The organism is Streptomyces sp. UC4497 (assembly GCF_054871485.1).
Genome location: NZ_JBTYHB010000002.1, coordinates 290572 through 303277, shown reverse-complemented (window position 1 = coordinate 303277; position 12706 = coordinate 290572). Strand labels below are relative to the sequence as shown.

Here is a 12706-nt window from a genome sequence, read left to right as displayed (position 1 = left end):
CGACCGACGACAAGGCACGTACGTGAGAATGCGCAACCAGTGGCTGGTCATGCCCCTCGGCGCGGGACTCGCCGCGGCACTCCTGACCGGCTGTGGCTCTGACGAGAGCGACTCCGCCGACAACGGCAACGCCGTGGTCATGGGAATGTCCGACGACATCCAGGCCACCGACCCGGCCTCCGGCTACGACCCCGGCTCGTGGCTGCTGTTCAACAACGTCTTCCAGTCGCTGCTCAGCTTCCCCAAGGGGGGCACCGAGCCGCAGCCGGAAGCCGCCAAGGAGTGCCACTTCAGCGACAGCGCGACCAAGGTCTACACGTGCACGCTGCGCTCGGGGCTGAAGTTCAGCAACGGTCACGCGCTCACGTCGAAGGACGTCAAGTTCTCCTTCGACCGCATGATGCGGATCAACGACGAGGCCGGCCCCGCGATCATGTTCCCGATGCTGGACAAGGTCGAGACCCCGGACGCCAGGACCGTCACCTTCAGGCTCAAGTCCGCCGACGCGACCTTCCCCAGCAAGATCGCCTCGGGCGCCGGATCGATCGTCGACCACACCGCGTACCCCGCGGACAAGCTGCGCACCGACGGCAAGGCCGTCGGCTCGGGCCCCTACAAGCTCGACTCCTTCGGCAAGAAGCAGGCCGACTTCTCGGTCAACAGCAAGTACGAGGGCACCGCCAAGGTCAAGAACCAGGGCGTCACCATGAAGTTCTTCCACGGTGACCAGGCGGGCCTGAAGAAGTCGCTGCTCGCCGGGAACCTCGACCTCGCCTACCGCGGCCTCGCCGCCAAGGACGTCGCCGACATCCAGAAGTCCGGCTCCAAGGACATGGACGTCATCGAGGGCACGAGCGCCGAGGTCCAGCACCTCGTCTTCAACATGGACGACCCGGTCGCCGGCAAGAGCGGCGTCCGTAAGGCGATGGCCTACCTCATCGACCGCGACGCCCTCATCGAAGGCGTGTACGACCAGACCGCGACGTCGCTGTACTCGATCATTCCGGCGGGCATCACCGGCCACAACACCGCCTTCTTCGACAAGTACGGGGCCCACCCCTCGAAGAGCAGGGCGGCCGCCGCGCTGCGCGCCGACGGCATCGACACGCCGGTCAAGCTCACGCTCTGGTCCACGCCCGCGCGCTACGGCCCCGCCACCGACGCCGAGTTGAAGACCATCGCCAAGCAGCTCAACGCGAGCGGCCTGTTCGACGCCGACGTGAAGTCCGTCGAATTCGCCCAGTACGAGCGGGACATCAAGTCCGGCAAGTACGGCGTCTACGTCAAGGGCTGGGTGCCCGACTACCCGGACCCGGACAACTTCACCCAGCCGTTCTTCGGCAAGGGCAACGTCCTCGACAACCGCTACGACAACAGCACCATCAGCGACCGGATCATCCCGGAGACCGGCGCCCAGAGCGACCGCTCCGCGACGGCCCCGCGCTACGAGCAGCTGCAGAACATCGTCGCCGACGAGCTGCCCATCCTGCCGGTCTGGCAGGCCAAGCAGTACGCCGTCGCCAAGTCCGACGTGTACGGCCTGGAGAACTGCCTCGACGCGTCGACCGTCTTCCGGTTCTGGGAGATCAGCAAGGGCTGAGCCCCGTACGCACACGAAGGCGGCGGTCACCGTGATGGTGACCGCCGCCTTCGCTAGGGCCTGTCTTCAAACTCCCGTCTGCCCGGCGGCGCCTGGCACGCACGCTCGCGGCGTTGCCGAAAAGCCCGAGTAGCTCCGCTACTAGGACTCTCCGGCGCCTTGCGATCGCACGCCCCAGACGCCGCCGGGCCGCCCTCCGGGCGACGACGGGAGTTTGAAGACAGGCCCTAGTACCGCCTACTGCGCGCCCGGGCGGACCAGTCCGCTCTCGTACGCGTACACAGCCGCCTGCACCCGGTCGCGCAGGCCCAACTTCGTGAGCACATGGCCGACGTGGGTCTTCACCGTCGTCTCGCTCACGAACAGGTCGGCGGCGATCTCGGCGTTCGACAGGCCGCGCGCGACCAGCTTCAACACCTCCACCTCCCGCTCCGTGAGGGTGTGCAGCGTGTCCGGGACCGGCTCGTCGCCGGACGGGAGATGGTCCGCGTACTTGTCGAGCAGCCGGCGCGTGATGCTCGGCGCCAGCATGGCCTCGCCGGCCGCCACCACGCGGATCGCCTGCACCAGCTCGCCCGCGGGTGCGTCCTTCAGCAGGAAGCCGCTGGCGCCCGCCTTCAACGCCTCCACCACGTACTCGTCGAGGTCGAACGTGGTCAGCACCAGGACCTTCGCCGGGCCGTCCTTGCCGGGGCCCGAGATCTGCCGGGTCGCCTCCACGCCGTCCATCCGCGGCATCCGGATGTCCATCAGGACCACATCGGGCTGGAGGGCACGCACCTGGTCGAGGGCCTGCAGACCGTCCCCGGCCTCGCCGACCACCGCGATGTCCTGCTCGGCCTCCAGGATCATGCGAAAGCCCGTACGCAGCAGCGGCTGGTCATCGACCAGTAGGACGCGGATGGCCACGAAACTCTCCTTTGATCCTTCGACAGACCCGGCGGCCCATTCTGCCCTGCTATGCCTGCGGGAGGTCCTCCGCCCCGGCCCGGGGCGCCGAGACGATCTGCAGCGGGTACGGCGGGGGAGTGCCGCCGAACTCCGGGCACACCGCCTGGTGGTCGCACCAGCCGCACAGCTTCGTGGGCCGCGGCCGCCACTCGCCCGTCTCCGTCGCCAGCTGGATCGCCTCCCACAACGCGAGCAGCTTGCGCTCCACCCGCTCCAGATCCGCCTGCACCGGGTCGTACGTCACCACGTCCCCACTGCCCAGATACACGAGCTGAAGGCGGCGCGGCACGACCCCCTTCAGGCGCCACACCACCAGCGCGTAGAACTTCATCTGGAACAGCGCGCCCTCCGCGTACTGGGGGCGCGGCGCCTTGCCCGTCTTGTAGTCGACGATGCGGACCTCGCCCGTCGGCGCCACGTCCACCCGGTCGATGATTCCGCGCAGCTTCAGGCCCGACTCCAGCTCGGCCTGCACGAAGAGCTCCCGCTCCACGGGCTCGAGCCGCGTCGGATCCTCCAGCGTGAACCAGCGCTCCACGAGGCGCTCCACATCGCCCAGCCAGCGCGCCATCCGCTCGCCCGCGGCCTCCTCGCCCTCACCGGCGTCGGCGAACAGCTCGGCCAGCTCCGGCTTCGACTCCCGAAGGCGCTCCCACTGGCCGGGGATCAGCGCCGCGGCCCGCGGCGCCGTCCGCTCCTCCGCGGGCGCGTCGAAGAGCCGCTCCAGGACGGCATGGACCAGCGTGCCCCGCGTCGCCGCCTCGCTCGGCTTCTCCGGCAGCTTGTCGATCACCCGGAACCGGTACAGCAGCGGGCACTGCATGAAGTCGCTCGCGCGCGACGGCGAGAGCGACCCCGGCGGGGCGGCCGCGGGCCGTGCGGGGGCCTGATCCGTGCTGGTCTCCATGCCGTACGACGATACGGGCCCGCACTGACAGTCAGGCACCTGCACACTGGCCGCGTCTTGCGTAGCGTGGCGCGGGGGAGTCGACGGGGGCCCGTCGACACTGTCCGCATACCATCGACGCCAGAACGTCCCGCCGGGCGGCGGGAAACGCTTCGAACGAGGGGACCGAGGGATCACCGTGGACGAGAGCGGCCAGCCGCAGTCCGGCACCGGGGAGGCGACGTCGCCCCGACCTCCGGCCGCGGTCGAGCCGGACGCGACCGAAGCCCGCGCAACCAGTGGGGCCCAGGATCCGGGAGAACCCGAAACGCCGCAGGACCAGGGGGAGCGCGCGAGCGGCACGGAGCCGCGGGACGCGGCGACCGAGCAGCCGTCGAACGCGGCGGCGCAGCAGCAGTCGGCCGACGCGGAACCGGACGGCACGGCGCCGCGGCAGACCCCTGACGCCCCGCAGACCCCCGGCACCCCGCAGGCTCCTGGCACCCCGCAGGCCGACCCCACCCCGGCCACGGACTCCACGCCCGAGCCGCAGGGCAGCACACCGCCCGCGCACCCCTACGACCGCCACCCCGAGCGCGCCGCCGCGACCTCCGGCAAGCGCAAGGGCGCCATCAAGGGCCCCACCAAGCGCCCCGAACCACGCGGCGGACTCCTCATGGGCCGCCCCTTCGGCGTCCCCGTGTACGTCGCCCCCAGCTGGTTCCTCGTGGCCGCGCTGATCACCTGGGTGTTCGGCGGCCAACTCGACCGCGTACTGCCCGAACTCGGCGCCGCCCGCTACCTCGTCTCCCTCTTCTTCGCCGTCGCTTTCTACGCCTCGGTCCTCATCCACGAACTCGCCCACACCGTCGTCGCACTGCGCTACAAGCTCCCGGTGCGCCGCATCCAGCTGCAGTTCTTCGGCGGCGTCTCCGAGATCGAGAAGGAGTCCGAGACCCCCGGCCGCGAATTCATGCTCGCCTTCGTGGGTCCCCTGCTCTCCCTCGTCCTCTCCGGCGTCTTCTACGCGGCGATGCGCGCCGTCGAACCCGGCACCGTCCCCGGCGTGCTCCTCGCGGGCCTGATGATCTCCAACCTGATCGTCGCCGCGTTCAACCTCCTGCCGGGACTGCCGCTCGACGGCGGCCGGATGCTCCGCGCCGTCGTCTGGAAGCTCACCGGCAAGCCCATGAGCGGCACCATCGCCGCCGCCTGGGTCGGCCGCGCCCTCGCCGTCGCCGTCCTCATCGGCCTGCCGCTGCTCACCCAGTCCGGCGCCCTCGGTGAAGGCGCCGAGGAGTCCGGCGGCATGGACACCCTCATGGACGCGCTGCTCGCCGCCATCCTCGCCGCGATCATCTGGACCGGCGCCGGCAACAGCCTGCGCATGGCACGGCTGCGCGAACACCTCCCCGACCTGCGCGCCCGCACCCTCACCCGCCGCGCAGTCCCCGTCGAGGGCGAGACCCCCCTCTCCGAAGCCCTGCGCCGGGCCAACGAGGCGGGCGCCCGCGCCCTCGTCGTCGTCGACGCCGACGGCGACCCGCACTCCCTCGTCCGCGAGGCCGCCATCGTCGGCATCCCCGAACACCGCCGCCCCTGGGTCCCCGTCAGCGGCCTCGCCCAGGACCTCACCGACGGCATGCGCGTCTCCGCCGAACTCGCCGGCGAAGAACTCCTCGACACCCTCCGCGAGACCCCCGCCACCGAATACCTCGTGGTCGAGGAGAACGGCGCCATCTACGGAGTCCTCTCCGCGGCCGACGTGGAACGCGCCTTCGTCAAGGCCATGGCCCGGCCTTCGTAGACGTCGCACAAGCCGCGTGGTCGGCGGCCCGCGCCAGGCCCGGTAGGCTGTTCGCATGTCCGAACCGACCGGTGCCGCCCGCAGGCGCGGGCCCTTCACGGTCGGGGACCAGGTTCAGCTGACCGACCCCAAGGGCCGCCACTACACGTTCACGCTCGAAGAGGGAAAGAACTTCCACACCCACAAGGGTTCCTTCCCGCACGACGAGCTGATCGGCGCACCCGAGGGCAGCGTTGTCCGCACCACCGGAAACGTCGCCTATCTCGCGCTGCGCCCCCTGCTCCCCGACTACGTCCTGTCCATGCCCCGCGGCGCCGCCGTGGTCTACCCCAAGGACGCGGGGCAGATCCTCGCCTTCGCCGACATCTTCCCCGGCGCCCGCGTCGTGGAAGCGGGTGTGGGCTCCGGCTCGCTCAGCAGCTTCCTGCTGCGCGCCATCGGCGACCAGGGCATGCTGCACTCCTACGAGCGCCGCGAGGACTTCGCAGAGATCGCCAAGGGGAACGTGGAGCGCTACTTCGGTGGCCCGCACCCCGCCTGGCAGCTCACCGTCGGCGACCTCCAGGACAACCTGTCCGACGGTGACGTCGACCGCGTCATCCTCGACATGCTCGCCCCCTGGGAGTGCCTGGACGTCGTCAAGAAGGCGCTCGTCCCCGGCGGCATCCTGTGCTGCTACGTGGCCACCACCACGCAGCTCGCCCGCACCGTCGAGTCCATCCGCGAGATCGGCTGCTTCAACGAGCCGACCTCCTGGGAGTCGATGATCCGCAACTGGCACGTGGAGGGCCTCGCCGTCCGCCCCGACCACCGGATGATCGGCCACACCGGCTTCCTGCTCACCGCCCGCCGCCTCGCGGACGGTGTCGAGCCGCCCATGCGCCGCCGCCGCCCCGCCAAGGGCGCCTACGGCGAGGACTACGACGGCCCGAACGCCGCAGGCGGCAACCGGGGCCGCTGAGCCACCGCGGCCCAGTCACCGAAAACGTACGACCGCACAACGCGACAGCGCCGCCGCCGAGTTCCCCTGCACCCACGGGAACTCGGCGGCGGCGCTTGTTCGTTGGCGTAACGGCAGCAACAGGACCAGATATCACCGAGAGAAAGAACGGACCCCACCGTTCCCGCGCACTGTGACGTATGGCACGATGCTGGCCACCCCCACCGGCACAGCCCTCACAGGAGACGCTCCTCGTGCAGCAATCCGCCGTCCCGGAACTGGCGCACACCACCACACGCCCCATCCACTGGCTGGCCACCGCCGCCGCCCTCGCCGCGGTCGTCGCGGTCTCCGGCTTCCTCAAGCCCGACGCCGCCACCGCGGCCCAGGTCGACCAGGAGCGGCCCGCGAGCAGACCCGCGGCCGTGGCCCCGCCCGACCCCGCCGCCGTGCACTTCCCGCTCGACTGCGGGCCCGTCAAGACCGCCGTCGTCAAGAAGGCCACCGGGGACCTGGACGGCGACGGACGCCCCGAGACGGTCGCCGTCGTCCGCTGCGACGCCGGCGTCGGCACCCCGCCCAGCGGCATCTACGTCGTCACACAGCCCGCGGGCGCCAAGCCCCGCGTCGTCGCCACGCTCGTCACGCCGAAGGACAACTACTCGGCGACCATGCTCGCCATACAGGACGGATCGGTCCTCGCCGACCTGGACGGCTACTCCTCGGACTCCGTGCCCCGATACCGCCCGGACGTCCACGAGAAGGCCAAGTGGCAGTGGCGGAACGGGGCGTTCGTCCGCTCCACGCCCTCCGAGGCCCGCGCCGCCTGACACCGCGCGCAAGGGGCCCCGCCCGCCGGATCACCGGCGGACGGGGCCCACATGTTTACGCAGAGCTACCGAATTTTTACTCAGCGTCAGGGCCGTAGACCTCGACCCTGTCCGAAACCCGGCGCACATGGATGCAGTCGCCCGGACACTCCTTCGCCGACGCCACCACATCCGTGAAAAGCGGAAGCGGCACGGGCGTTGACGCGCCCGCGTCCTGCAACAGCTCGTCGTCCGCGCTCTTCACATACGCGAGACCGTCGATGTCCAGCTCGAAGACCTCCGGAGCGTACTGCGCGCAGATCCCGTCCCCGGTGCACAGATCCTGGTCGATCCACACCTCCAGCGGAACGCTGCTGTCGGTACCGGATCCGGCCTCTTGCCGCACGGTCATGTCTCCTGCCGTTTCCTGCGTCGCGGCCCCCGAAAAGCTCCTCCAGAGGAGCAAGTCGGGCCAAGCCTGACGGGTGTTGAACGCTTCGACCCTACAACCGGCCGCTTTCCGATGTTGTTGGGTGGGTATTCCCCTGGCGTGAGGGAGAGCGCAAGGGTGAAGATCGGACACACCCCATCGTCTTTTTGATCTAGGGGTTTCAATCGACACCCGCCCAGGTAGGGTCTGGAAGCGTCCAGCTCCCCTTGGAGGAGGTGAGGACCGTGGCAGCCCACGACGACGACATCAACCGCGGCATCCGCCCGGGACGAGGGTCCGAAGACCCCGCCGGGCAGGTTGCCTATCTCGAGCAGGAAATCGCCGTCCTGCGGCGCAAGCTCGCCGACTCTCCGCGGCACACGAGGATTCTCGAAGAGCGGATCGTCGAACTGCAGACCAATCTGGCCGGCGTGTCCGCCCAGAACGAGCGGCTCGCAGGCACACTCCGTGAGGCACGCGACCAAATCGTGGCCCTCAAGGAAGAAGTCGACCGGCTCGCACAACCACCGGCAGGCTTCGGAGTTTTCCTCTCGGCAAACGAGGACGGTACCGCCGACATCTTCACCGGCGGCCGCAAACTCCGTGTGAACGTGAGTCCAAGCGTCGAACTCGAAGAGCTCCGGCGCGGCCAGGAACTCATGCTCAACGAAGCGCTCAACGTGGTCGAGGCCATGGAGTTCGAGAGCGTCGGCGACATCGTCACCCTCAAGGAAATCCTCGAGGACGGCGATCGAGCCCTCGTGGTCGGGCACACCGACGAGGAACGGGTGGTACGGCTCGCCGAGCCGTTGCTGGACGTCACCATCCGCCCCGGCGATGCCCTACTGCTCGAACCCCGATCCGGCTATGTCTACGAAGTCGTACCGAAGAGCGAAGTAGAGGAACTCGTCCTCGAAGAGGTCCCGGACATCGGCTACGAGCAGATCGGCGGCCTGGGCAACCAGATCGAACTGATCCGCGACGCGGTCGAGCTCCCCTACCTCTACCCGGACCTCTACAGGGAGCACGAACTGCGGCCGCCCAAGGGCGTCCTGCTGTACGGGCCCCCCGGATGCGGTAAGACCCTGATCGCCAAGGCAGTGGCGAACTCCCTCGCCAAGAAGGTCGCGGAAGTGACCGGAGTGGCCCAGGGCAAGAGCTACTTCCTCAACATCAAGGGTCCCGAACTTCTCAACAAGTACGTCGGCGAGACCGAGCGGCAGATCCGCCTCGTCTTCCAGCGCGCTCGTGAGAAGGCCAGCGAGGGCACGCCCGTCATCGTCTTCTTCGACGAGATGGAGTCGCTGTTCCGCACCCGTGGCTCCGGCGTCAGCTCGGACGTGGAGAACACCATCGTCCCGCAGCTGCTCGCCGAGATCGACGGCGTCGAAGGCCTGCAGAACGTGGTCGTGATCGGTGCCTCCAACCGTGAGGACATGATCGACCCGGCCATCCTGCGGCCCGGACGACTCGACGTGAAGATCAAGATCGAGCGCCCGGACGCCGAAGCGGCCAAGGACATCTTCGGCAAGTACCTCACCCAGCGTCTGCCGCTGCACCTCGACGACCTCGACGAGCACAGCAGCGACCGGGCAGCCACCGTCCACGCCATGATCCAGACGGCCGTGGAGCACATGTACGCCGAAACCGAGGAAAACCGCTTCCTCGAGGTGACGTACGCAAACGGCGACAAGGAAGTCCTCTACTTCAAGGACTTCAACTCCGGCGCAATGATCGAAAACATCGTCGGCCGCGCCAAGAAGATGGCCATCAAGGCCTTCCTCGACCAGAACCAGAAGGGACTCAGGGTCTCCCACCTCCTGCAGGCTTGCATCGACGAGTTCAAGGAGAACGAGGACCTGCCCAACACCACCAACCCGGACGACTGGGCCCGAATCTCCGGCAAGAAGGGCGAGCGGATCGTCTACATCCGCACGCTCGTCACCGGAAAGCAGGGCGCGGACACCGGACGCTCCATCGACACGGTGGCGAACACCGGTCAGTACCTGTAAAAGACAGGGCGGCTGCGGGTGCCCCGAGCGGGTACCCGCAGCCGACTGTTTTGCGGCAACACTTTGCGGCACACGACAGGAACCGACCACGCGACCACCCGCTCGAAAGCGGAGCGAATCCAATGACGCAAATGATCTCCCCACCAGCGCAAAGGCGTTCTAGGCTCTGCTATGCCGCCGAGTCGCGCAGTGCGGGGACGGGCACCGCACATGCACCGGAGAACCAGCGGTACTTGAGCGGCGCCCCCGACCGAGGGCGCTGCCGGGCAAGGAGGGCCGCATGACCGTACGGCGAGTAATGGGCATCGAGACGGAATACGGGATCTCCGTCCCCGGCCACCCCAACGCCAATGCCATGCTCACCTCGTCCCAGATCGTCAACGCCTACGCGGCGGCGATGCACCGGGCCCGCAGGGCCCGCTGGGACTTCGAGGAAGAGAACCCGCTGCGCGACGCCCGAGGCTTCGACCTCGCCCGCGAGGCCGCCGACTCCAGCCAGCTCACCGACGAGGACATCGGCCTGGCCAACGTCATCCTCACCAACGGCGCGCGCCTCTACGTGGACCACGCACACCCCGAATACAGCTCACCCGAGGTCACCAACCCCTGGGACGCCGTGCTCTGGGACAAGGCCGGCGAGCGCATCATGGCCGAGGCCGCCGACCGGGCGGCCCAGCTGCCAGGTGCCCAGCCCATCCACCTCTACAAGAACAACACCGACAACAAGGGCGCCTCCTACGGGACGCACGAGAACTACCTGATGAAGCGGGAGACCCCCTTCTCGGACATCGTGCGCCACCTGACCCCGTTCTTCGTCTCACGCCAGGTCGTGACCGGGGCCGGCCGCGTCGGCATCGGCCAGGACGGCCACGACCACGGGTTCCAGCTCAGCCAGCGCGCCGACTACTTCGAGGTCGAGGTGGGCCTCGAGACCACCCTCAAGCGCCCGATCATCAACACGCGCGACGAGCCGCATTCGGACGCCGAGAAGTACCGTCGCCTGCACGTGATCATTGGTGACGCCAACCTCTCGGAGATCTCCACCTACCTCAAGCTCGGCACGACGTCACTCGTTCTGTCCATGATCGAAGATGGTTTCATCGCGGTCGACCTGGCCGTGGACCAGCCGGTCCGCACCCTCCACCAGGTCTCCCACGACTCGTCCCTCCAGCACCTGATCACGCTCCGTAGTGGCCGCACACTCACCGCGGTCCAGCTCCAGATGGAGTACTTCGAACTCGCCAGGAAGTACGTGGAGGAGCGCTTCGGCGCCGACGCGGACGACCAGACCAAGGACGTCCTGGCCCGCTGGGAGGACGTACTGGGGCGCCTGGAATCCGATCCCATGAGCCTGTCCGGCGAGCTCGACTGGGTCACCAAGCTCGAGCTCATGGAGGGCTACCGGCGCCGCGACGACCTCGAGTGGGACGCCGCCAAGCTGCACCTGCTCGACCTCCAGTACGCCGACGTACGCGCCGAGAAGGGCCTCTACAACCGTCTGGCGGCGCGCGGCAAGATGAAGCGCCTCCTGGACGAACCGGCGGTCGAGAACGCCCGTACGAAGCCGCCTGAGGACACCCGGGCGTACTTCCGCGGGCGCTGCCTGGAGCAGTACGCGGACGACGTCGCGGCGGCCTCCTGGGACTCGGTCATCTTCGACCTGCCCGGCCGGGACTCCCTCCAGCGCGTCCCCACCCTGGAGCCCCTTCGCGGAACGCGGAACCACGTGAAGGAGCTCCTTGACAGGTGCCGCACGGCCGAGGATCTGGTCCGGGTGCTGTCCGGGCAGTGACCGGCGCCCGATCCACCGATGATCAATCACGGATCCGGGGCTGAAAAGTCGGTGGCAGGGGAATCACAGAGGTGGGCCCCGCACGTTGAGGAAAGTGCGGGGCCGATGTCAGAGCCGACGCGTAGGGTTCTGATCACGAACGACCTGAGGCGAACCACGTCGTCCACGGCGTGGATGTCGAACCGAGCGGGGTGAGCTGGACATGGCAACCAAGGACACCGGCGGCGGACAGCAGAAGGCGACGCGCTCCACCGAGGAGGTCGAGGAGCAGGCGGTCGACGAGCAGTCGACCGAGGACCTCAAGGAGCGCCAGGAGAAGCTGAGCGACGACGTCGACTCGGTTCTGGACGAGATCGACGACGTCCTGGAGGAGAACGCGGAGGACTTCGTGAGGTCCTTCGTGCAAAAGGGCGGCGAGTAGGCGAAGCGTCGCGTGCGGTGCGGTGCGCCCACACCGTGCGCGGCCTTTGCGGATCGTCCTCGCCGTACATGTGGATCACTGCCACGAGACGGGTAGGGTCCGAGGCGTACTGTGCTTCAACTGCAATTCGGCCCTCGGTAAGTTGGGAGACGATCCCGACAGCACACGTCGGGCCACCGCCTACTTGGAAGGAAACGCGTGGAAGCCAACCCTCGTAGCACCGGGCGTCTACCGGCTGCCTTCCTGACGCCTGGATCGTCGTCGTTCATGGACTTCCTGTCGGAGCACCAGCCCGAAATCCTGCCGGGCAACCGGCAGTTGCCGCCGACGCAGGGCGTCATCGAGGCCCCGCACGGCACGACTATCGTGGCCACCACGTTCCCCGGCGGCGTCGTGCTCGCCGGTGACCGGCGGGCCACGATGGGGAATGTGATCGCGCAGCGCGACATCGAGAAGGTCTTCCCGGCGGACGAGTACTCGGCCGTCGGCATCGCCGGCACGGCCGGTCTGGCCGTCGAGATGGTGAAGCTCTTCCAGTTGGAGCTGGAGCACTTCGAGAAGGTCGAGGGTGCGCAGCTGTCCTTGGAGGGCAAGGCGAACCGGTTGTCGACCATGATCCGGTCGAACCTGGGGATGGCCATGCAGGGTCTGGCCGTCGTGCCGCTGTTCGCCGGGTACGACGTGGATCGCGAGAAGGGCCGGATCTTCTCGTACGACGTCACGGGTGGCCGCAGCGAGGAGCACGGTTACGCGGCGACCGGTTCCGGTTCGGTGTTCGCGCGTGGGGCGATGAAGAAGCTCTACCGCGACGACCTGTCGGAGGAGGAGGCGACGACGCTGGTCGTGCAGGCTCTGTACGACGCGGCGGACGACGACTCGGCGACGGGTGGTCCCGACATGGCGCGGCGGATCTTCCCGATCGTCACGGTGATCTCGGACGAGGGTTTCCGGCGGCTGTCGGACGACGAGTCCTCGGGTATCGCCCGGTCGATCCTGGAGCGGCGCATGGAGCGGCCGGACGGTCCGCGGGCCGCTCTCCTCTAGTCGGCCGACTCCCT

General features: G+C 68.6%; 11 protein-coding genes and 1 pseudogene. 9 read left to right on the top strand and 3 right to left on the bottom strand.

What is annotated here, in order from left to right; all coding sequences use genetic code 11:
• Positions 1 to 22 precede the first annotated feature (22 nt).
• Positions 23 to 1600: an ABC transporter substrate-binding protein gene (locus tag ACYSUO_RS04120; protein WP_461774590.1), complete on the top strand. Its 1578-nt coding sequence runs from the start codon at positions 23 to 25 to the stop codon at positions 1598 to 1600.
• A gap of 237 nt (positions 1601 to 1837) precedes the next feature.
• Here the strand turns inward: ACYSUO_RS04120 and ACYSUO_RS04115 are convergent, their stop codons facing one another.
• Together ACYSUO_RS04115 and ACYSUO_RS04110 are read right to left on the bottom strand one after the other, a co-directional pair.
• Entirely contained in the window at positions 1838 to 2509 is a 672-nt protein-coding gene (locus ACYSUO_RS04115) for a response regulator (RefSeq protein WP_266721484.1), read from the bottom strand.
• 49 nt (positions 2510 to 2558) lie between these two features.
• Positions 2559 to 3458 carry a RecB family exonuclease gene (locus tag ACYSUO_RS04110; protein ID WP_461774589.1) on the bottom strand — a complete coding sequence of 300 codons (900 nt, stop codon included), beginning with the start codon at positions 3456 to 3458 and terminating at the stop codon, positions 2559 to 2561.
• A gap of 178 nt (positions 3459 to 3636) precedes the next feature.
• Here ACYSUO_RS04110 and ACYSUO_RS04105 point away from each other — a divergent pair, with 178 nt between their 5' ends.
• The 3 genes from ACYSUO_RS04105 to ACYSUO_RS04095 all read left to right on the top strand — a co-directional run bounded on the left by ACYSUO_RS04105 (position 3637) and on the right by ACYSUO_RS04095 (position 7014).
• Positions 3637 to 5244, top strand: a complete 1608-nt coding sequence (locus ACYSUO_RS04105) for a site-2 protease family protein (protein WP_461774588.1) — start codon at positions 3637 to 3639, stop codon at positions 5242 to 5244.
• A 55-nt stretch (positions 5245 to 5299) separates the two neighbouring features.
• A complete protein-coding gene (locus ACYSUO_RS04100) occupies positions 5300 to 6205 on the top strand; it encodes a tRNA (adenine-N1)-methyltransferase (RefSeq protein ID WP_266721490.1) in 906 nt (301 codons plus the stop codon).
• 233 nt (positions 6206 to 6438) lie between these two features.
• On the top strand, positions 6439 to 7014 hold the full coding sequence (locus ACYSUO_RS04095; protein WP_461774587.1) for a hypothetical protein: 576 nt from the start codon (positions 6439 to 6441) through the stop codon (positions 7012 to 7014).
• 76 nt (positions 7015 to 7090) lie between these two features.
• Here the strand turns inward: ACYSUO_RS04095 and ACYSUO_RS04090 are convergent, their stop codons facing one another.
• Entirely contained in the window at positions 7091 to 7405 is a 315-nt protein-coding gene (locus tag ACYSUO_RS04090) for a ferredoxin (protein WP_461774586.1), read from the bottom strand.
• A 263-nt stretch (positions 7406 to 7668) separates the two neighbouring features.
• On the opposite strand from ACYSUO_RS04090, the gene arc reads away from it, so the two are divergent.
• The 5 genes and pseudogenes from arc to prcB all read left to right on the top strand — a co-directional run bounded on the left by arc (position 7669) and on the right by prcB (position 12692).
• Entirely contained in the window at positions 7669 to 9435 is a 1767-nt protein-coding gene (gene arc, locus ACYSUO_RS04085) for a proteasome ATPase (protein WP_461774585.1), read from the top strand.
• A gap of 280 nt (positions 9436 to 9715) precedes the next feature.
• Complete coding sequence (gene dop, locus ACYSUO_RS04080) at positions 9716 to 11227, top strand: depupylase/deamidase Dop (protein ID WP_461774584.1); 1512 nt, start codon at positions 9716 to 9718, stop codon at positions 11225 to 11227.
• Positions 11228 to 11429: 202 nt separating this feature from the next.
• Positions 11430 to 11648 (top strand): ubiquitin-like protein Pup, encoded by a 219-nt coding sequence (locus tag ACYSUO_RS04075; RefSeq protein ID WP_326019359.1) that lies wholly within the window; start codon positions 11430 to 11432, stop codon positions 11646 to 11648.
• Positions 11649 to 11709: 61 nt separating this feature from the next.
• A pseudogene (locus ACYSUO_RS04070) lies at positions 11710 to 11895 on the top strand (endonuclease domain-containing protein); the annotation flags it as partial.
• On the top strand, positions 11847 to 12692 hold the full coding sequence (gene prcB, locus ACYSUO_RS04065) for a proteasome subunit beta (RefSeq protein WP_461774583.1): 846 nt from the start codon (positions 11847 to 11849) through the stop codon (positions 12690 to 12692). The pseudogene ACYSUO_RS04070 and the gene prcB, both read left to right, overlap by 49 nt.
• Positions 12693 to 12706: the final 14 nt, after the last annotated feature.